The 20989-nt window shown below is 60.3% G+C and carries 18 protein-coding genes and 1 pseudogene; 15 read left to right on the top strand and 4 right to left on the bottom strand.

What is annotated here, in order from left to right; translation table 11 throughout:
- The first annotated feature begins 302 nt into the window (after positions 1–302).
- Entirely contained in the window at positions 303–4628 is a 4326-nt protein-coding gene (locus KGB14_RS08450; RefSeq protein ID WP_223485581.1) for a DEAD/DEAH box helicase, read from the top strand.
- A gap of 97 nt (positions 4629–4725) precedes the next feature.
- Here KGB14_RS08450 and KGB14_RS08445 read toward each other — a convergent pair.
- A pseudogene (locus tag KGB14_RS08445) lies at positions 4726–4923 on the bottom strand (hypothetical protein); the annotation flags it as partial.
- Positions 4924–5056: 133 nt separating this feature from the next.
- Between KGB14_RS08445 and KGB14_RS08440 the strand changes: the two are divergent.
- From KGB14_RS08440 to KGB14_RS08420, 5 genes are all read left to right on the top strand, one after another.
- On the top strand, positions 5057–6268 hold the full coding sequence (locus KGB14_RS08440) for an MFS transporter (RefSeq protein ID WP_223485579.1): 1212 nt from the start codon (positions 5057–5059) through the stop codon (positions 6266–6268).
- A gap of 214 nt (positions 6269–6482) precedes the next feature.
- Complete coding sequence (locus KGB14_RS08435) at positions 6483–7409, top strand: DUF72 domain-containing protein (protein ID WP_223485577.1); 927 nt, start codon at positions 6483–6485, stop codon at positions 7407–7409.
- Positions 7406–8203, top strand: coding sequence for an endonuclease/exonuclease/phosphatase family protein (locus tag KGB14_RS08430; protein ID WP_223485575.1), 798 nt, complete (start codon positions 7406–7408; stop codon positions 8201–8203). The genes KGB14_RS08435 and KGB14_RS08430 overlap by 4 nt, the downstream gene beginning before the upstream one ends.
- Positions 8200–9480, top strand: coding sequence for a cardiolipin synthase ClsB (gene clsB, locus KGB14_RS08425; RefSeq protein ID WP_223485573.1), 1281 nt, complete (start codon positions 8200–8202; stop codon positions 9478–9480). The genes KGB14_RS08430 and clsB overlap by 4 nt, the downstream gene beginning before the upstream one ends.
- Before the next feature lie 4 nt (positions 9481–9484).
- A complete protein-coding gene (locus tag KGB14_RS08420; protein ID WP_223485571.1) occupies positions 9485–10471 on the top strand; it encodes a lysylphosphatidylglycerol synthase domain-containing protein in 987 nt (328 codons plus the stop codon).
- A gap of 130 nt (positions 10472–10601) precedes the next feature.
- Here KGB14_RS08420 and KGB14_RS08415 read toward each other — a convergent pair whose 3' ends face one another.
- The 3 genes from KGB14_RS08415 to KGB14_RS08405 all read right to left on the bottom strand — a co-directional run bounded on the left by KGB14_RS08415 (position 10602) and on the right by KGB14_RS08405 (position 13761).
- Positions 10602–11360 (bottom strand): alpha/beta hydrolase family protein, encoded by a 759-nt coding sequence (locus tag KGB14_RS08415; RefSeq protein WP_223485569.1) that lies wholly within the window; start codon positions 11358–11360, stop codon positions 10602–10604.
- Positions 11350–12459 carry a DUF3182 family protein gene (locus tag KGB14_RS08410; protein ID WP_223485567.1) on the bottom strand — a complete coding sequence of 370 codons (1110 nt, stop codon included), beginning with the start codon at positions 12457–12459 and terminating at the stop codon, positions 11350–11352. Before KGB14_RS08410 ends, KGB14_RS08415 begins: the two co-directional genes overlap by 11 nt.
- A 306-nt stretch (positions 12460–12765) precedes the next feature.
- The gene (locus KGB14_RS08405) at positions 12766–13761 is read right to left on the bottom strand and encodes a GlxA family transcriptional regulator (RefSeq protein ID WP_223485565.1); all 996 of its coding nucleotides are present in this window, start codon (positions 13759–13761) and stop codon (positions 12766–12768) included.
- A 102-nt stretch (positions 13762–13863) separates the two neighbouring features.
- On the opposite strand from KGB14_RS08405, the gene KGB14_RS08400 reads away from it, so the two are divergent.
- From KGB14_RS08400 to KGB14_RS08360, 9 genes are all read left to right on the top strand, one after another.
- Positions 13864–14412 carry a cysteine hydrolase family protein gene (locus tag KGB14_RS08400; RefSeq protein WP_223485563.1) on the top strand — a complete coding sequence of 183 codons (549 nt, stop codon included), beginning with the start codon at positions 13864–13866 and terminating at the stop codon, positions 14410–14412.
- 348 nt (positions 14413–14760) lie between these two features.
- The gene (locus tag KGB14_RS08395) at positions 14761–15342 is read left to right on the top strand and encodes a YjfI family protein (protein WP_223485561.1); all 582 of its coding nucleotides are present in this window, start codon (positions 14761–14763) and stop codon (positions 15340–15342) included.
- Between the two features lie 24 nt (positions 15343–15366).
- Positions 15367–16065 carry a PspA/IM30 family protein gene (locus KGB14_RS08390; RefSeq protein ID WP_223485559.1) on the top strand — a complete coding sequence of 233 codons (699 nt, stop codon included), beginning with the start codon at positions 15367–15369 and terminating at the stop codon, positions 16063–16065.
- 163 nt (positions 16066–16228) lie between these two features.
- Positions 16229–16792, top strand: coding sequence for a rhomboid family intramembrane serine protease (locus KGB14_RS08385; protein WP_223485557.1), 564 nt, complete (start codon positions 16229–16231; stop codon positions 16790–16792).
- A 71-nt stretch (positions 16793–16863) separates the two neighbouring features.
- The gene (locus tag KGB14_RS08380; RefSeq protein ID WP_223485555.1) at positions 16864–17898 is read left to right on the top strand and encodes an ion channel; all 1035 of its coding nucleotides are present in this window, start codon (positions 16864–16866) and stop codon (positions 17896–17898) included.
- The gene (locus tag KGB14_RS08375) at positions 17885–18559 is read left to right on the top strand and encodes a DUF2491 family protein (protein ID WP_223485553.1); all 675 of its coding nucleotides are present in this window, start codon (positions 17885–17887) and stop codon (positions 18557–18559) included. The genes KGB14_RS08380 and KGB14_RS08375 overlap by 14 nt, the downstream gene beginning before the upstream one ends.
- Before the next feature lie 14 nt (positions 18560–18573).
- Positions 18574–19002: a DUF350 domain-containing protein gene (locus tag KGB14_RS08370; RefSeq protein WP_123359037.1), complete on the top strand. Its 429-nt coding sequence runs from the start codon at positions 18574–18576 to the stop codon at positions 19000–19002.
- A 19-nt stretch (positions 19003–19021) separates the two neighbouring features.
- Positions 19022–19750 carry a DUF1190 domain-containing protein gene (locus tag KGB14_RS08365; protein ID WP_223485551.1) on the top strand — a complete coding sequence of 243 codons (729 nt, stop codon included), beginning with the start codon at positions 19022–19024 and terminating at the stop codon, positions 19748–19750.
- A gap of 12 nt (positions 19751–19762) precedes the next feature.
- Entirely contained in the window at positions 19763–20920 is a 1158-nt protein-coding gene (locus tag KGB14_RS08360; protein WP_223485549.1) for a glutathionylspermidine synthase family protein, read from the top strand.
- The last annotated feature ends 69 nt before the right edge of the window (positions 20921–20989 follow it).

Genomic DNA, 20989 nt, shown 5'->3' with positions numbered 1-20989 from the left:
GGCCCAATCTGATTGAAACGATGGCTTTATCGACAGCGCCCGCGGCGCGATTTCGTCAATAGTTGCCGGAATCGTTGCATTTTGCGGGTTTAGTGCGCAACCGTCATCCGTAAAGTGTAGATCCCGGGGATTTGTGGTGCTTGTGAGGGCCTCTTCGCGGGCAAGCCTCGCTCCTACAGGTTTTATCGCGATCAACCACAATCAGTGCAGGAGCGAGGCTCGCCCGCGAAGAGGCCGTCAGCACCGACACAGATCCTGAGCGGTACTTGCAACTTCCCGCCCCCACCCGCATAAATTACTCCATGAATCTGCCCATCCCCACGGACGCTGCACTGGCAGGCTTTCACCCCGCCGTCAGCGCCTGGTTCAGCAACACCTTCGCGACGGCCACCGCCGCCCAGGCCCGGGCGTGGCCGTTGATCCGCCAGCGCCGTTCGACCCTGATCGCCGCGCCCACCGGCTCCGGTAAAACCCTTACCGCGTTTCTGGCCGTGCTCGACGATCTGGTCCATCGCGGCCTGGAAAACCCCCAGGGCCTGCCGGACGAAACCCTGGTGGTCTACGTTTCCCCGCTCAAGGCCCTGTCCAACGACATCCAGATCAACCTGCAAAACCCGCTGGCCGGCATCACCGAGCAGTTGCGCGTGATGGGCCTGCCCGACGTGCCGATCAGCACCGCCGTGCGCACTGGCGATACGCCGCAAAAAGAGCGCTCGGCCATGCGCAAAACCGCGCCGCACATTCTGGTGACCACCCCGGAATCCCTTTATGTGCTGCTCGGCTCCGACTCCGGCCGGCAAATGCTCGGCACTACGCGTACGGTGATCGTCGACGAAATCCACGCCATCGCCGCCAGCAAGCGCGGCAGTCACCTGGCCCTGAGCCTGGAGCGTCTACAGGCGCTTTGCTCGCAACCGCTGGTGCGGATCGGCCTGTCCGCGACGCAAAAACCCATCGAAGCGGTGTCGCGCTTTCTGGTCGGCCGTGATCGCGACTGCGACATCATCGACATCGGTCACGCCCGCCCACGGGACCTCGATATAGAGGTGCCGCCCGTGCCGTTGTCGGCGGTGATGGCCAACGATGTCTGGGAGCTGGTCTATGACCGACTCGCCGCCTTCGCCCGCGAACACCGGACCACGCTGATTTTCGTCAACACCCGGCGCCTGGCCGAACGCCTGAGTCGACACTTGAGCGAACGCCTCGGCAAGGATGCCGTTGCCGCGCACCATGGCAGCCTGGCCAAGGAATTTCGCCTGGACGCCGAGCAACGGCTCAAGCGCGGCGAGCTGCAAGTGCTGATCGCCACCGCTTCGCTGGAGTTGGGGATCGATATCGGCGACGTCGACCTGGTGTGCCAGATCGCTTCGCCGCGCTCGATTGCCGGTTTCTTGCAACGGGTCGGCCGCTCCGGGCACCAGGTCGGCGGCACGCCCAAGGGCCGGTTGTTCGCCACCACCCGCGACGACCTGATCGAATGCGCCGCCCTGCTCGATTGCGTACGCCGTGGCGAACTCGACACGTTACAGATCCCCGAAGCGCCGCTGGACGTGCTGGCCCAGCAGATCATCGCCGAGGTCAGCTGCCAGGAATGGCAGGAGCAGGCGCTGCTGGACATGCTGCGCAAAGCCTCGCCTTACGCCACGCTCGACGAAAAGCACTATCAGGCACTGCTGCACATGCTTGCCGAGGGCTACAACGGTCGCCTGGGTATTCGCAGCGCTTACCTGCACCGGGACGCCGTAAGCCGCACCTTGCGTGGCCGCCGGGGCGCCAAGCTGACCGCCGTGACCAGCGGCGGGACGATTCCGGACAACGCCGACTACAGCGTTTTGCTGGAGCCTCAAGGGCTGAACATCGGCAGCGTCAACGAAGACTTCGCGGTGGAAAGCATCGCCGGGGATATCTTTCAGTTGGGCAATACCTCGTATCGAATCCTGCGGGTCGAAACCGGCAAGGTCCGGGTCGAAGACGCTCAGGGTCAGCCGCCGACCATTCCGTTCTGGCTCGGTGAAGCGCCGGGGCGTAGCGATGAACTGTCGTTCGCCGTCGCCCGCCTGCAAGCGCACCTCGATGAACGGCTCGGCGCCACACCCGGCAACCTGCAGCCAGCCGTCGACTGGCTGACCGACGTACTCGGCTTGAATCTCGCCAGTGCCGAGCAACTGGTGGATTACCTGGCCCGGGCACGCCTGGCCCTTGGCGCCTTGCCGTCGCAAGACACGCTGCTGATGGAACGCTTTTTTGATGAGTCCGGCGGTACGCAGCTGATCATCCACTCGCCGTTCGGCAGCCGCATCAACCGCGCCTGGGGCCTGGCCCTGCGCAAGCGTTTCTGCCGCACCTTCAATTTCGAATTGCAGGCCGCCGCCAGTGAGGACGCCATCGTGCTGTCGCTGTCCACCGGCCACAGCTTCGAGCTGGAGGACGTCTGGCGTTACCTGCACAGCAACAGTGCCGAGCACACTCTGATTCAAGCAGTGCTCGAAGCACCACTGTTCGGCGTGCGCTGGCGCTGGAACGCCGGGGTCGCCCTGGCGCTGCCGCGTTACAGCGGCGGACGCAAAGTACCGCCACAAATCCAGCGGATGAAAAGCGAAGACCTGATCGCCAGCGTGTTTCCCGATCAGATCGCCTGCGTGGAAAACCTCGCCGGCGAGCGCGAGATTCCCGACCATCCGCTGGTGGAACAAACCCTCGACGATTGCCTGCACGAAGCCATGGACAGCGAAGGCTGGCTGGCGTTGTTACGGCGCATGGAACACGGTGACATCCGCCTGATCAGCCGCGATTTGCCGGCGCCCTCGCCACTGGCGGCAGAGATTCTCAGCGCCCGCCCCTACACCTTTCTCGACGATGCACCGCTGGAAGAGCGCCGCACTCAGGCGGTGCTCAACCGCCGCTGGAGTGATCCGCAGTCCAGCGACGACCTCGGTGCGCTGGACGCCGAGGCGATTACTGCGGTGCGTGATGAAGCCTGGCCAACGCCCACCGGCATCGATGAAATGCATGAGGCGCTGATGAGCCTGGCGTGCATTACCGAGACCGAGGCCCAGGCCAACCCGAATTGGCTCGATTGGCTGAACACCCTGGCCGACAGTGGCCGGGCCAGCCGTTTGCAAATCAATGCCGAGCAATCGCTGTGGTTGGCGCTGGAACGACTGACCTGCCTGCGGGCGATTTATCCACAGGCCAAATGGGTTCCACCGTTGGAAGCGTTGCCCGGTTTCGATGAAACCTGGGAGTCAGATGAAGCCGTGCTGGAAGTGATCCGCGCGCGGCTCAGCGCGTTTGGTCCGTTGCCACTGAAAGTGATTGCCGAACCGCTCGGTCTGCCGACGATTCAAGTCACTCAGGCCCTGGCACAACTGGAGCGCGAAGGTTATGTGCTGCGCGGGCAATTCACCCCAGGCGCCCGTGAGGAAGAATGGTGCGAACGGCATCTGCTGGCGCGGATTCATCGCTACACGGTCAAACGGCTGCGCCGGGAAATCGAGCCAGTGGCTCTGCAGGATTTCATGCGTTTTCTGTTCGACTGGCAGCACCTGTCGGCCGCAAGCCAAGGCCAGGGCAGCGCGGTGTTGCCGGCGATCATCAGCCAGTTCGAAGGCTACCCCGCCGCTGCTTCAGCGTGGGACAGCGACCTTCTGCCGGCGCGGCTCAAAGACTATTCGGCGAGTTGGCTGGATGAGTTATGTCGCAGTGGCAAACTGGTCTGGACCCGCCTGACTGCGCGCAACAAGAGCACCAGCACCGCATTACGCAGCACGCCGATTCTGCTACTGCCGCGCAGTCAGGTCGGATTGTGGAGCGGCTTGACCGAGCAGACACCGGTCAGCGAGCTGTCGCCCAAAACCCAAAAAGTCCATGAAGCGCTCAGCCAGCACGGCGCACTGTTTTTCGATGAGCTGATTCACGAAGCCCATCTGCTGCGCTCGGAACTGGAAATCGCCTTGCAGGAACTGGTCGGTGCCGGGCTGGTAAACGCCGACAGCTTCGCCGGCCTGCGGGCGCTGATTACCCCGGCCAGCAAACGCCAGAATCGCAGCAGCCGACGCGGGCGCGGAGCGTTTGTTGGCGGGATGGACGATGCCGGACGCTGGGCCTTGCTGCGCCGCGGTGCTGTCGCGCCGGTTGTGGATAACCACCGCCCGGTTTCAACCCCCAGCGAAACGTTGGAACACATCGCCAGGACCTTGCTGCGCCGTTACGGCGTGGTGTTCTGGCGCTTATTGGAGCGTGAGGCGGACTGGTTGCCGAGTTGGCGAGAATTGCTGCGCACCTTTCATCGGCTCGAGGCTCGGGGCGAGATTCGTGGCGGGCGGTTTGTCAGTGGCCTGGCGGGTGAGCAGTTTGCGCTGCCCGAGGTGATTCCGTTGCTGCGCGAAGTCAGACGGCGCCCCCATGACGGGAGTCTGATCGCGGTGTGCGGGGTGGATCCGCTGAACCTCGCCGGCACCCTGTTGCCGGGCGCGAAAGTGCCGGCGCTGGCGAGTAATCGACTGGTGTATCGCGACGGCTTACCGGCCGCCGCCGAGATCGCCGGCAAACAGCAGTTTTGGCTGGATCTGGATCAACAGGCCAGTGGCGAGGTGCGTAATAAGCTGACTCGCCACAATTTCCTGTAGGAGCGAGGCTTGCCCGCGAAGAACGATGACGCGGTGCTGCCGATACACCGCAGCGCTCCCTTCGCGGGCAAGCCTCGCTCCTACAGGGACGGTGCTGTTATTGAGTTCGCGGCTGATCCGGCAACAACACCGGCGAATCCTCCAGCGGCCCATCATTTTCCGGTTCATCCACCTGCCTTTTAGGCAGCAAAACCTGCTGTGGATAAGTCTGCGCGAAATGCACCCATGGGCTGTTATCCACAAGTTTTTTAAGACGCTGATTGAACGCCCGATCCATCGAATATTGCCCAGCCGACTCGCCACAGGGCTTTATTGGCCTGGTAGATATTTGACCGGCACGCAAATATCAAATGCTCATCCCTGTATTTTTCCGCATGACCCAAACCCCGACACTGCGCTCCATCAATCAATCCACCGGAGTTGCAGCCATGCCCATTGCCTTGCTCGCGCTGACCCTTAGTGCTTTCGCCATCGGGACGACGGAATTCGTCATCGTTGGCCTGTTACCCACCATCGGCGCCGACCTCGGCGTCAGCCTGCCGTCCGCCGGTTTGCTGGTCAGTCTGTATGCACTGGGGGTGGCCATCGGCGCACCGGTGTTGACCGCCCTCACCGGCAAAGTCCCGCGCAAACTGCTGCTGTTATCGCTGATGGTGCTGTTCACCCTCGGCAACCTGCTGGCCTGGCAAGCGCCGAGCTACGAGTCGCTGATCATTGCGCGGATCGTCACGGGCCTGGCCCACGGGGTGTTTTTCTCGATTGGCTCGACCATCGCCACCAGCCTGGTGCCGAAGGAAAAAGCGGCCAGCGCGATTGCCATCATGTTCACCGGCCTGACCGTGGCGCTGGTCACCGGCGTGCCGCTGGGGACCTTTATCGGTCAGCATTTTGGCTGGCGTGAAACCTTCCTCGCCGTGTCTGCATTGGGTGTGATCGCCTTTATCGGCAGCTTGCTGTACGTGCCGAAAAACATCGCCCACAGCAAACCGGCTTCGCTGCTGCAGCAATTGCAGGTGCTCAAGCAACCGCGTCTGCTGCTGGTGTATGCCATGACGGCGGTCGGTTACGGCGGCTCGTTCATTGCCTTCACCTTTCTGGCGCCGATTCTTCAGGACATTTCCGGTTTCAGCGCCAGCACGGTCAGCCTGGTGCTGCTGGTGTACGGCATCTCGGTGGCCGTCGGCAACATCTGGGGCGGCAAACTGGCGGACAAGCGCGGCCCGATCAGCGCCCTGAAAATCATCTTCGCCCTGCTCGCCGCCGTGCTGTTCGTGCTGACCTTCACCGCCGGCAACCCATGGCTGGCCCTGGCCACCGTGCTGGTTTGGGGCGCCGTCGCTTTCGGCAACGTGCCTGGCCTGCAGGTGTATGTGGTGCGTCAGGCCGAACATCACACCCCGCATGCGGTGGACGTGGCGTCAGGCCTGAACATTGCGGCGTTCAACCTGGGCATTGCCGGTGGCGCGTGGGGTGGCGGTTTGATCGTGGCGCACATGGGCCTGATCCATACCGCGTGGATCGGCGGCCTGGTGGTATTGGTTGCTCTGGCACTGACCGTCTGGAGTGGTCGCCTTGATCGGTTGGGCCCGGTGTATGCCGAACCGGCTGAAGGTTCTGCCCGGATCGTCGCCGGTCATTGATTAACCTGTGGGAGCGGGCTTGCTCGCGAAAGCGGTGTGTCAGTCACATCAATACTGGATGTGAGGCCGCTTTCGCGAGCAAGCCCGCTCCCACATTTGATTTGTAGTGTTTTGCCGAGCCTTACCGTCCGTAGCCCCGTCGAAACTTTCTCTCACGCCCCGCAGTCATCAAAAGACAGAGGCTGTCCGAGGGCTACACCAGACGGGAGGCGACATGGCGGCGATTCATATCGGAATTTCAGGCTGGCGCTACACCCCTTGGCGGGGGGATTTCTACCCGAAGGGGCTGACCCAGAAACGCGAATTGCAATTCGCTTCACGGGCCGTCAACAGCATCGAAATCAATGGATCGTTTTACGCCCTGCAACGGCCCGAACGTTACGCCCAGTGGTATGCCGAAACCCCGGCGGGCTTCGTGTTCAGCGTCAAGGCGCCGCGTTTTATCACCCATATCAAGCGCCTGCGGGACGTCCATAAACCCTTGGCGAATTTCTTCGCCTCCGGGGTACTGGAGCTCAAGGAAAAACTCGGCCCGATTCTCTGGCAGTTTCCGCCCAACTTCAAATTCGATCCCGAGCTGTTCGAAAGCTTTCTTGAACAATTACCCCACGACACCGAACAGGCTGCCGCCCTCGCCCGTCAGCATGAACCGCGCCTGAACGGTCACGCCAGCATGAAGCCCTATGGTAAAAAACCGCTGCGCCACGCCGTGGAAATCCGTCACGAGAGCTTCGTCGATCCCGCGTTCATCCGCTTGCTCAAACGCTATAACGCCGCGTTGGTCATTGCCGATACCGCCGGCAAATGGCCGTATCGCGAAGACATCACCAGCGATTTCGTCTACCTGCGCCTGCACGGCGCCGAAGAGCTCTACGCCAGCGGTTATACCCCGCAAGCGCTGAAACGCTGGGGTGACCGGATCGAAGCCTGGCATCACGGCCAGCAACCGGCGGACCCGCAACTGATCGCGCCCCGGCAAAAGCCCAAGGTGCGCAAATCCCGGGAAGTGTTCTGCTATTTCGATAACGACATCAAAGTCCGGGCGCCCTTCGATGCTCGCCATCTGCTTGAGCGTTTCCACCTCGACAAAGACCTTGCCACCGCTCCCGGTGAACCGGCTGGCGAAGGAGTGCTGCCATGAGCATTCCCGAACCGGTCGGCACGACGGATGAACAGCAACCGATCATCAGCGCCGTGAGCCGCTTCACCGTGCTGACGGTCAATACCCACAAGGGTTTCACCGCCCTCAATCGGCGCTTCATCCTGCCCGAATTACGCGAAGCGGTGCGCAGTGTGTCCGCCGATGTGGTGTTTTTACAGGAGGTCCACGGTACTCACGAGCATCATCCCCTGCGCTACAACAACTGGCCGGCGATGCCCCAGTACGAATTCCTTGCCGATACCCTGTGGCCGCAATTCGCCTATGGGCGTAACGCGGTCTACCCCGCGGGCGATCACGGCAATGCGCTATTGTCGAAATTCCAGATCATTCGTCACGACAACCTTGACGTGTCCATCAGCGGCCATGAAAACCGTGGAATCCTGCATTGCGTGCTGCGCATGCCTGGTGACGGCCGGGAAGTGCATGCCATTTGCGTCCATCTGGGGTTGCGCGAAAGTCACCGCACGGCACAACTCAAGCTGCTGACCCGGCGCCTGGAAGAGTTGCCGCAGGATGCTCCGGTGGTGGTCGCCGGCGACTTCAACGACTGGCGCCAACGCGCCGATGCGCTGCTCAAACCCTGTGGTTTGCGTGAAGTCTTCGCCCAGCTGCATGGCAAACCGGCGCGCAGTTTCCCGGCGCGTTTGCCGGCATTGCGCCTGGACCGCATCTACGTGCGCAACCTCACGGCCAGTCATCCGCAAGTCCTGGCGGCACGCCCCTGGTCACACCTTTCCGACCATGTACCGCTATCGGTGGAGATCGAGCTATGAACAGCCCTGCGATGGAAAAAACCACGGTCGAACAGGTTGCTACACCACCCCCCGCGCGCGAGCCGGCGGCGGTTGACATCGTCTACGGCTGGCACGGCAACAACCGGGTCGAATTACTGGAAAACGGCGAGGCGTACTTTCCACGGGTGTTTGAAGTGCTGCGCCAGGCCCAGAGTGAAATCCTGCTGGAGACCTTTATTCTGTTCGAGGACAAGGTCGGCAATGAACTTCAACAAATCCTGATTGAAGCGGCGCAACGTGGCGTGCGCATCACCGTCAGCCTCGACGGTTTTGGTTGTGGCGAATTGAGTACCGAATTCCTCGCGGCCCTGAGCCATGCCGGTGTGCGCCTGCAAATATTCGACCCCGCCCCGCTTCACCTGGGCATCCGCACTAACTGGTTCCGCCGCCTGCACCGCAAGATCGTGGTGGTCGACGGCACGATTGCGTTCATTGGCGGGATCAACTTTTCCGCCGACCATCTGGCCGACTTCGGCCCCGAAGCCAAACAGGATTATTCGGTGGAAGTGCAAGGCCCGACGGTGGCCGATATTCATCACTTCGCCCTGCTGCAAGGCGGTCGCCCGGCCCGGGCCAAATACTGGTGGCAACGTCGCCGGCAGAGGCACGCTGAACTGGCGGTCAACGATCATGATGGTCAGGTGCGGCTGGTGTATCGCGACAACGCAGAACACCCCAGCGATATCGAAGAGGTGTACTTGCAGGTAGTGCGCAGTGCCCGGCGTCGCGTGGTGATCGCCAACGCCTACTTCTTTCCAGGCTATCGGCTGCTGCGGGAGATCCGCAATGCGGCGCGTCGAGGGGTCGAGGTGCGCCTGATTCTTCAAGGGCAACCGGACTTGCGGGTGGCCAGGCTCGCCGCGCGCATGACCTACGACTACCTGCTGCGGGCCGGGGTGGTGATCTACGAATATTGCGATCGCCCCCTGCATGGCAAAGTCGCCCTGGTCGACGAGGACTGGAGCACCGTCGGCTCAAGCAACCTGGACCCGCTGAGCCTGTCCCTGAACCTGGAGGCTAACGTGTTGATCCGCGACCGTGCCTTCAACCGCGACTTGTTCGAGCGTCTCGACGAGTTGAGCAGCAACCACTGCAAGGTGATGTCCGTGGACAAGGCACCTCGCGGGCGGGTCTGGGACATGACCATCGGCTTTCTGGTGTTCCACATCCTGCGGCATTTCCCGGCATGGGCCGGTTGGCTGCCGGCGCATAAACCACGGCTGAAACCCTTCATCCATCCGACCGGGGGACGATAAAGGCATGAGCCATTCTGATACGCAGCCTGCTCCTCACTCCGACACCTCGCGAAAATCCCACTGGCACCGCTGGAAGAAGCCTCTGACGATGCTGTTTTTTCTAGCGTTGATCGTACTGTTCACGATGCTTGCCCAGCGCATCGAATGGAGCGAAGTGTTCGATACCCTGGCCGACTTCAAAGTGCGCACACTGATCATCGCGTCGGCCGTGACCTTGCTGAGTTTTCTGGTCTACGCCTGTTTCGACCTGATCGGCCGCACCTACATCCAGCAGAACCTGACCTGGCGACAGATTCTCCCGGTGGGCATCATCAGCTATGCCTTCAACCTCAACCTGAGCGCCTGGGTCGGCGGCATCGCCATGCGTTACCGGCTGTATTCGCGGCTCGGCGTGAGCAAAAGCAACATCGCGAAAATCCTCGGGCTGAGCCTGGCGACCAACTGGTTCGGCTACATGGTGATTGCCGGCACGGTGTTCAGCAGCGGACTGGTGCGAATGCCGCCAGGCTGGAAGCTGAGCAGTGATGCCTTGCAAGGCGTGGGCGTGTTGTTGCTGCTATTGAGCGCGGGGTATCTGGCGGCCTGTCGGTTTTCCAGGCGGCGGGAATGGTCGATTCGCGGCGTGGAAATCGACCTGCCGTCGCTGCACATGGCGATCCTGCAACTGGCCCTCGGCGCGCTGAACTGGGCGCTGATGGCGGCGGTGATCTTCACCCTGCTGCCGAGCAAACTGGACTATCCGCTGGTACTTGGCGTGTTGCTGATCAGTGCCATTGCCGGGGTCATCACCCATATCCCGGCCGGGCTCGGCGTGTTGGAGGCGGTGTTTGTGGCGCTGCTGCAACACGAGGTCTCGCGGGGAAGCCTGGTGGCGGGGTTGCTCGCTTATCGGGCGATCTATTTCCTCCTGCCGCTGCTGATTACCGTGGTGATGTACCTGGTGGTGGAAGCCAAGGCCAAGTCGTTGCGGATTTCGAAAAAACTTTCTTGAGCATTACGGTGAGGCAGCTTCCGTCATCGCGAGCAGGCTCGCTCCCACATCAGACCGCGTTCGGACAGGCAACGCGGTTCAAATGTGGGAGCGAGCCTGCTCGCGAATGATCGCAAGAGCACCGCAAATCTCAACTCGACTGAATAATGCTCAACCGCTCGCCCACCACCATTTCCGTGATCCAGCCCACCAGGATCGAGGTGTACGCCTGTTGCGAGACCGGATCGCTCAAGGCGTGATCGGCACCGTCGATAATCCGGTGAGTCAGCGAGTGGGTCTGCTGGCAGGCGGCCCGGTAACTCATGATGGTCGCATGGGGCACATAGACATCGTTCTCGGACTCCACCAGCAACACATCCCCGGTAAATTGCGAACAGGCATGCAGTGCGCGATTGCTGTCGGCGCGGACCCGCGTGTTGCGGTAATCGCGCAAGTCGGCCTTGTCCAGTTCGCGCTTGGGCGTATGCCACAAGTCGTCGCGATACAGCGCCGGCACCCGCAGTGCCAGCCAGCGCACCGGGCGCAAGGACGTCAGGATCGCCGCCAGGTAACCGCCATAACTGGTGCCGACCACGGCGATAGCGGAAGTGTCGAGCGCCGGATGGGCGAGCAAACGGTCATAGGCTGCCAACAGGTCGCGCAGGTTGTCTTCGCGGGTCACCCGGGACAATGGAATACCGGTTCCGCCCGTGTGCCCGCGCAAGTCGAACGTCAGACACACACAACCCAGTCCGGCGATGCCTTTGGCGCGTTCCAGGTCGCGCTCCTGACTCCCGCCCCAGCCATGGACGAACAGCACACCCGGGACTTTCGATTTGGGGCTGAGGAAGGTCCCGCTCATCCGTTCATCGTCGATGTCGATCTCAATGGTTTCGCTTCTAGCCGTCATAGGATTTGACCGTTACGTACTTGAGAAGAAAGTCACTGTTTTCCGCCGGCCCGCGGTACACCTCGATGGCGTTCGCCGGCAGCGGTTGATCGGTATAGGTTTCGACCGAGGACACGCAAATCGCGCGTAATCCGGGGTCGTTGACGAAGCTCTGCAACGCCGCGACTTCGGCACTGCTGGCGCCGCCCATGCGCCAGGATTGTTCGAGTACGCCACAGCGCTGTTTGCCATGGCTGTCCAGCCCCTGGGCAATGTCGTAGTTACGTCGCGAGGCGTAGAAACCGGGGTAGGCTTCATCTGCCGCGCTATCGAATACCTGAGCTTGCTGGATCGCCAGCCTCACGTCGTCCGGCAGTTCCAGCGCCAGCAGATCCTCGTAATAACCCTGTACCACCAACAGGTTGGACCCTCCATAAACCTGCTCGCCCTGTGCGTCTTCAGTCAAGTATTGATCACCGCAATAACTCAGCACCTGACCGCCGATAAAGCTCTGGCCGACGCTGTGGGTGACCACCTCGGTCAAATCCTGCTCCAGCACCACGCCTTCGGTGAACAACGTTTTGGCATCGGGACGAGCGAGGATGGCATCAAACTGGTCGAGGCTTTCGATCACTTCCTGACTGCGCCCGCCACAGGCATGAACAGGCTTCATGCGAATCGGGCCGCTGTAGAGCAAATGCTCCGCCGCCGGGCGCGCATCGTCCACGGAAAACACGCTGAGGCCATCGAGCACCACGCTGCGCACGCGTTCGGAAAACAGCGGTGCCCAGCCTTCGGGCGCGAACGCATAGCGGTTCAACAACCCATGACTGATGGCTTTGGTGCAGATGAAATCGTGGTCGACGTAACCGCCCCATAAATCTTCCGGCCCCTTGACGCCCAATTGCCGGGCGGCGGCGACGCCTATCACGGTCTGGGTCGGCAACAGATAAATATCACGGCCGCTGTGCAATTCGGGATCGTAGCTGCCGCCATATTTGAGCCCGAGTGTCTGCGCCAGCCAATGAGCGAGGGCCCGATTGGTTTCGATTTCGTGCAGAGGCGCGTTGGGTCGCATCGAATGGGCGAGCACCAGTTTTTTGCGGTTTGTTGGGGTCATGCGTTCCCCTTCAATCTGCGCTAGATGAATGTAGCTACAAGGGTGCAGAGATCAGGCCAACGGCGGCTGATGAAAAACGATTTTTAAATCAGCCGCTTACAAAATGCGCGATGGCACAAGGCCTGTTTTATTCTGCACGACGCCTTTCAATACTACCGGTATTTTGCACGACTCAAGCCTGCCGCCGAACCCATGTGGGAGCGAGCCTGCTCGCGATTGGGGCCTGACATTCAATGTTCATGTTGATGACACACCGCTATCGCGAGCAGGCTCGCTCCCACATTTTCAGATTTGTGCTGATGCTTGCTATCGACCCACAACTGCGCTCGGCATCACCCCAAACCGCGCCCGGTAATCACTCGGCGCCAACCCGGTAATTTTCTTGAACGTGGCCCGAAACGCACTCGGGTCCTGATAGCCCACGGTCCAGGCAATGTGATCGATGGTGCCGTTGGTAAATTCAAGCATTTCCCGCGCCTTGCCGACTCGCAGGTGCTGGCAGTACTCAGTGGGTTTCAACCCGGTCGCGGCACGGAATCGCCGCAGGAAGGTGCGCTCTTCCAGCCCCGCCCGCTCGGCCATCGCCGCCACCGAGACATCGGTCGCCCCGGTGCTTTGCAACCAATGCTGGACCTTGAGAATCGACGCATCGCCATGGCTGAGAATCGGCGAAAAATTACTACCGCACTCGCTCGCACTGTCGCTGTGTTCCACCACCAGAAACCGTGCCGTGCCGGTGGCGATGCTCGGCCCGAGAAAACGGTCCACCAGCCGTAAACCCAACTCTGACCAGGCCATCAGCCCGGCGGTAGTGATCAGATCGCCATCGTCGACAATCGGTGTGTCGGCCTTGAGTTTGATCGCCGGATAACGCTCGGCGAAGGCCTTGGCCGAAGTCCAGTGGGTGGTCGCGCTACGGTCGTCGAGCAGACCGCTTTCGGCCAACAGAATAGAACCCACGCAGACGCCGCCGAGGGTCGCGCCATTGGCGTGTTGCTGCCGAATCCAGCGAATCAGGCCTTGAGGCGCCTGCCTCTGGGAAAAACCGCCGATCGAGGGCGGGATCAACACGGCGACCAACGCGCCAGCCGGGCCGGGATGACTGTCGTAGACCCGCTCGGGCGCCTGATCGCCCTCGACCTGCCAGTGACTGATCCGCAGTAACGGCAATTGTGTCGCCTGATGCTCGGCGGCGATCCGGTTGGCCACGCCGAACAGGTCCGTCAGCCCATGCACCGCCGCCATCTGCGCGCCGGGATAAATCAGCACCCCCAGTTCGGCGACCGCCCTTTCTACACCCATTGTCAGTTTTCCCCCTGCTATTGTCGGTGCGGCCAATCCTCGAACAGCCCGCTAAACCCGATACTTGATTCCACACCTGACACACACTTCGAGGAAATACTCATGGCCAAGCAAGCACTCATCGTAGTCGATATCCAAAACGACTACTTCCCCCAGGGCAAGTGGCCGCTGGTGGGCGCCGACGCCGCAGCGGACAACGCCGCACGGTTGATTCAGGCGTTTCGCGAGACCGGTGATCCGGTGGTGCACATCCGCCACGAATTCACCTCCAACACCGCACCGTTCTTCACCCCGGGTTCCGAAGGGGCGAAGTTGCACCCCAAAGTCCTCAACCGCGCCGATGAGCCAGTGGTGCTCAAGCACTTCGTCAACTCGTTCCGCGAAACCGATCTGAAGTCGATCCTCGACGAGCAAGCCATCAAGGAACTGGTTGTCGTCGGCAGCATGAGCCACATGTGCATCGACGGCATCACCCGCGCCGCCGCCGACCTTGGCTACACCGTCACGGTGATTCACGACGCCTGTGCCACCCGTGACCTGGAGTTCAACGGCGTCACCGTCCCGGCCGCCCATGTGCACGCGGCCTTCATGTCGGCCCTGGGTTTTGCCTATGCCAGCGTGGTGTCCACCGACGACTTTCTGGCGGGTTAGATGAGGAACCTGCTCGCGAAGGCAGCGGCACAGTCAACATTGACGTTGCCTGAAACACCGCTTTCGCGAGCAGGCTCGCTCCCACATGGATTGCACTCACTGACTGGCATTGAGTGATGGACCTTCTTGTCATACGCCGGTGCAACAGTCTAAAAAAGTCTCACGCGTGAGCTATTGAGGTTCGCCAAAATTGCCTGTAGTGTTTCTCACGCGTGAGTTTTTCACTACGGGGTCAGCATCATGAAAAGCAGCTCTCCATCAGATCCGCCTGCCGGGTCTGTTACCGATTCAGCGAGCCGCAAGGGAGAGCGCTCGAAACCATCCGCGAAAAAACCATCCAGCTTCTACATGAAGCAGATGCGCGCGGGCCTGGGTGCCGCCGGTTATGTGAAACACGAGACTTGGGTGCTTCCCGAAAACCGAAGCCTGCTCAAGCAGATGGAGAAACAGCTACGCCAACCGATCCTGGCTGGCTCATTCATGTCGGAGAATTACATGAGCGCAGGTACTAACTGGAACATCGACCGCCTCTTCAGCGCCCTTCAGGCCCTTGATGACGTGGTTTCCAACGACATCACCCTTTCCCTCGTTCAAGGCTCCGAGTCCAGCATCAAGCTGGAAATGAACGATTTCGGTGGCTTGCCGATTTACATCGCGGTGGTGGGCGAGCAAATCATCGTCGACACCGTGCTGGTGGACGTCGAGTCGATCAAGGACGTACCGGCCTTCAACGATGCCGTTCTGCGCAGCCGGGAAATGTTCCCGCTGTCCTCGATCGGTATCGAGTCCATGCCCAACGGCCAGGTCGTTTACAACATGTTCGGCGCACTGAGCTCCGACTCCAGCCTGACCAACGTCGTGACCGAGGTGAAAACCCTCGTCGACAACGTCCAGCGCGCCAGCGAAGCCTTTGAACGTTTCTTCATCTAATTTTTCGGGAACAGGAAATATCCAATGACTCAGTCCATCTGGAGCAAATTGTTCACCGCGCTGCGTGGCGGTGCCAATGAAGTCGGCGAATCGATCGTCGACCAACAGGCCCTGCGCATCCTCGACCAGGAAATTCGCGATGCTGACAGCGCGCTGGCCAACGCCAAGCGTGAGTTGGTCACCATCATGGCCAAGCACAAACTGTCGGCCGATCGCGTCAGCGAGTACAACGCCAAGATCAAGGATCTGGAATCCAAGGCCCTGGCCGCCATCCAGGCCAACCGCGAAGACCTGGCACTGGAAGTGGCCGAAGCCATTTCGACCCTGACCAATGAACTGGATGTCGAGCAAAAGCAGGCCACCGAATTCGGTGGTTATGCGGACAACATGCGCAAAGACATCACCAAGGCCGAAAGCCGCATCAAAAGCCTGCGTCAGCAAGTGGACATGGCCAAGGCCCGTGAAAGCGTACAGAAAGCCCAGGTCAGTGCTTCGATCGCCAGTGGCGGCGCCAACGGCAAGCTGGAAACCGCCGTCGGTACTCTGAACCGCCTGCAGGCCAAGCAGCAGCAACGCGCCGCTGAACTGAACGCCCAGGACGAACTGGCCGACGCGTCGACCGGCACCGACCTGGAGCGCAAGCTGCGCGAAGCCGGCATCACGCCGAACGAAGGCAGCGCCAATGCGATTCTGGAACGCCTGAAAAAGAAATCGGCCGAGTAATCGACTCACGTGCCGGATGCATAACCTGTGGGAGCGAGCCTGCTCGCGAAGAGGGAGTGTCAGTCGACATCAATGTTGCTGACACAACGCTTCGCGAGCAGGCTCGCTCCCACAATGGGTTGCGCTTCAATTTTCGTCGAGTCGAGTTGAGTCGAGGTCACGGATGGATGCCCTGAAGGGTTTCAAGACAATCGCAGGTGTAGCCATCTTCATGATTGCGCTGCAACTGCTCAATGTGGCGACCGGCTACAGCCTTGTTGCCTTCGGCCTGGTGCCGAGAACATTGCACGGACTGGTCGGCATCATCACCTCGCCTTTCTTGCACGGGTCCTTTGCGCACCTGAGCACCAACCTGATTGCCTTTTTAATCCTGGGTACCCTGGTCATCGTCGAAGGGCTCAACCGGTTCATGGCCGTCAGCGCCATCATTATTCTGCTGGGCGGTTCGCTGGTCTGGCTGTTCGGTTTTGCAGGTGTACACATCGGTGCCAGCGGATGGGTATTCGGGCTGTGGGCGTACCTCCTGTCGCGCGCCTGGTTCCAGAGGAGCTGGAGCAACCTGATAACGGCCAGTGTCGTGGTCCTGCTCTATGGCGGCTTGATCTTTGGCTTCCTTCCTCGCCAGGGCATGTCCTTCGAAGGGCATATCTTTGGCGCAATCGCCGGATTTATTGCAGCCAAGGTACTGTTATCTACGCCGCGCAGCAGGTTTAATGCCGCCCGGTAACCGCACTTGAGCACTCAGACGCCAGAGCGATTACGTCGCCAGGAATGAGCCCCCACGGAGTCAGGGATGTAATGTCGATTTTCCTTTTATTGCGCGCGTACGCCTCGACCTTCTTCCATCGGTTCGGCTGGGCAGGTCTGGCCATTGCGCTGGGCATACACCTGAGCACGGCCTATATCGGCCTGGTGCTTCTGGGCGAACAACACCTCACCGCCCCCGCCACGTTTACCTACTTCTATCTCACCACCACACTCACCGTCGGCTACGGCGATCTCGCGCCACTGACATCGGCGGGACGAATTTTCGTGGCTACCTGGGTCATGCTCGGGGGCATTGCGCTGCTGACGGCAGCCATTGGCAAAACCACCAGCAGTGTCATCGATGTATGGAGAAAAGGCATGAAGGGCAAAGGCGATTTCACCGGCAAGGTCGGGCATACCGTTCTCATCGGCTGGGAAGGCGCGTCCAGCGAGCGGGTCATTGAATTATTGCTGCAGGACGAAACGTCCAATGACAACCTGATTGTCATTTGCGATTGCGACCTCGAAGAAAACCCCATGCCGGGCAAAGCGGCGTTTATCAAAGGCGAAAGCCTGTCCTCTGCCGCGCTTTTGCTGCGTGCTGGCGTACCGGGTGCCGAGCGCGTCCTGGTGCGCACCCATTCAGACGATCTGACCCTGGCCACCGTGCTGGCGGTCAATCAGCTGAGCCCTGTCGGGCATGTGGTCGCCCACTTCAATGAAAGTGAAATCGCTGCGCTCGCCAGCGCCTACGCACCCAGCCTTGAGTGCACCTCAAGCATGGCCATCGAGATGTTGGTGCGCGCCTCTCAGGATCCGGGCTCGTCAGTGGTCATCAATGAATTGCTGTGCGTGGGCCAAGGTGCCACCCAGTACCTGATGAAACTGCCCGAGGCTTTTGAAACAACGTTCGGCGATCTGTACGCACGGATGAAAGAGCACCATAACGCGACCCTTATCGGCTACCGCGCCAAAGGCGCCCGACAGCCTTCGATCAACCCGCCCGGCGCCACTCGCGTTGAGGGCGGCGAACTCTTCTACATCGCCTCCACTCGCCTCAAGGAAATCTCCAATGGGATGGTTTAAACAGTTGATGGGGCTTGAGGCCCCGAAAGCGAATACGGAATCGAAATGGACAGCCAATGAAACCCTGCCCGCCACCGGGCCGCTGGGCCTGGCATTGGGCAAAGAGGTGATGTTCGACACCACCTTGAAGTTGTTGCTCGACGGCAACACCACCGTGGGCATCCCTGGCTCCCAACAGATCTGGAGCGCTGGCACTGTTGATCTCGGGCAGTCGAACTGGCTGTCACGCTATTACATGAACGACGAAGACTACTGGCTGCAAGTGCACACCACCGGCGATATCGCCGGACAGGTCGAGTCGGTGATCCTGTTCAATTACCTCAGTTACGTCACCATCAACAGTGAAGCGGAGCTGAGTCGGCTGGCCGGCCCTCAAAGCCTGATCGGGCTGCCGACCTACACCCATAACGGTGTCGAATACACCCGCGAATGGGGCACCGAGAATGGCCAGACAGAACTGGTAGCGCTGAGCGAACAGCTGAAAAATCCGAATGAGTCCTACAACATCGAGCACCGTTCAATGCTGTACGCCCGCGAAACCGGCCTGACCGATCGCCGGGAATTTCTGCTGTTTTCCGTCGAAGAAGACGCCGAAGGCACCATCAGCTTGAGCACTTCGCTGGGCATATCGCTGTACACCACTGACCTGAACACTTTTTAAGAAGGAAGAAGTCCATGCTTGAAGCGCTCTCCATCTCCCTGAATAAAGCCGCCGTGCTCGGGTTTGTTTCGTACATCCTCGGCGCCGCCGTGCTGTTCGCATTGTTCCAGTTCATCTACACCCGAATCACCCCGCACCGGGAGTTCGAACTGATCCGTTCGGGTAACGTTGCGGCCGCGATCGCGCTGGGTGGCGCCATCATCGGTTTCGCCATTCCGGCCAGCAATGTGATTGCCTACTCGATCAGCATTCTGGATTTCGTCGTCTGGGCAGTGATCGCCGCGTTCGTACAACTGCTGGCGTTTCTGGTGACCAGCCTGGTGCTCAAAGGCGCCTCTGAACGCATTAAAAAAGGCGAAATCGCTGCGGGTATCTATGTTGCGGCAGTGGCCATCAGCGTCGGCATGTTGAACGCCGCGTGCATGACCCCTTCCCAGAACTGATTGCGCCACGGAGATCCCGATGAAACGAAGCAAGTACGTTCAGCTCTCGCTGGCCGCGTCGGTCGCCATGGCGATATCAGGCTGCGGGCCGACGGAAAAAACCTACGAGATACACAAAAAGTACAACTTCCAGTCCGTCCAGCAGTGCGCCGATGAAAAGCTCCCGGTCGACATCTGTTCTGACGCCTATATGAAGGCCATGGCCCAACATCGAAGCATTGCGCCGGTATACGACAACCAGGCCGATTGCGACGCCGACTTTGTTGCCGACTGGTGTCAGCAGGATTCCGCCGGCAAGTTCATCCCCAAGCTCGGCGGTTTCGAGCTGAGTGCCGATGGTGAAGTGACGCAATCCGAAGTAGACGCAGCCAAGTCAAAATTACCCGCTTCGGAAGCGACTGCCGCTGGGTCGGGATTCTCCGGTAGCAGCCTGCTGACCGGGCTGCTGATCGGCAACATGCTCAGCAACAACCGCAACAGTTACTACTCCGAACCGGTCTATCGCTATCGCGATGATCGCGGTGACTACTCGTCCTCGACACTCAGCCAGCGGGTATCGTCAGGTTCAACCTTCAACAGGTCCAATCAGGCGCGCTACGGCAGCAGCGGCAGTTACACCGACACCATCACCCGTAGTAAGCCGGTGTCTGTTGCGGCCTCCACTTCCCGCGGCGGCTTCGGCAGCCAGGCCAGCGCACGCAGCGGCTGGGGCGGATCGAGCAAGAGCTTTGGCGGGTCGAGCAGTTAAGGAACGAGTGCCATGAAGAAAATCCTCTGCGCAGAGCGTCATGACTGGAAACAAACGGCCGAAAGTCTTGGCTTTCTGTTCCATACCATCGACGACGAACCCTATTGGGACGAGAGCGCGTATTACCAGTTCACGCTCAAGCAGATCGAGAACGATCTCGAAGACCCGACCACCGAGATTCATGAGATGTGCATGGACCTGGTGGCCCGCGTGGTTCAGAGCGAGGAGTTGCTGGAGCGTCTGAGCATTCCCGCGCCATTCTTCGACATGGTTCGCACTTCATGGCTCGAAGGCCACCCGCACCTGTATGGGCGCATGGATTTCTCCTACAACGGCACCGGGCCCGCCAAGTTGCTGGAACTCAACTACGACACGCCGACCAGCCTGTATGAGGCCGCGGCGTTTCAGTGGGGCTGGCTGGAGCAATGCATCGAACGCGGCTTACTGCCCAAGCATGCCGACCAGTTCAACAGCATCGACACCAAGCTGCATCAGGCCTTTGCCCAACTGCAACTCAAACAGCCCTTCTATTTCGCCTCGATGAAAGGCTCGGTCGAAGACAAAGGCACCACCGACTACTTGCGCCTGATCGCGGAAAAGGTCGGTATCGAATCACGACACATCGATATCGAGGACATCGGCCTCACCAGCGAAGGACGTTTCGTCGATTTAGAAGATCGCTGGATTCCTCATCTGTTCAAGCTGCATGCCTGGGAGTTCATCTTCCACGAACCCTTCGGCGCGGCGATTGCCCAGAGTGACACACAGTTTTTCGAGCCGGCCTGGAAGTCGATCATTTCCAACAAGGGCATCTTGCCGCTGCTGTGGGATTTCAATAAAGGCCATCCGAACCTGCTCGCGGCACACCTCGATGCAGACCCGGGCAAAGCAGTGCCCAAAGGCTGGGTGCGCAAACCGTTCTTCTCACGGGAAGGCGCCAACATCGAGCTGCAAACCGCTGACGGTCTGATCGTAAAAGAGGACGGCCCCTACACCGACGCGCCGTTTATCCTTCAGGAATTCGCCCCGCTGCCGAAGTTTGGCGACAGCTTTACGCTGGTGGGTTCCTGGGTGATCGGCGACCAGGCAGCAGGGATCGGCGTGCGAGAAGACAACAGTTTGATCACCAAGGACTCGAGCCGGTTTTTGCCGCACCTGATCCTCGACTGACCCATCCATCGCCGGTGTGGACATATCGTAAGACGCCCGCAAGACTTACGGCTGAAATACCGGATAATG

The organism is Pseudomonas sp. A-RE-19 (assembly GCF_019956555.1).
GTDB lineage: Bacteria > Pseudomonadota > Gammaproteobacteria > Pseudomonadales > Pseudomonadaceae > Aquipseudomonas.
The sequence above is the reverse complement of the archived record's forward strand: the minus strand, read 5'-3'. Positions and strand labels throughout refer to the sequence as shown.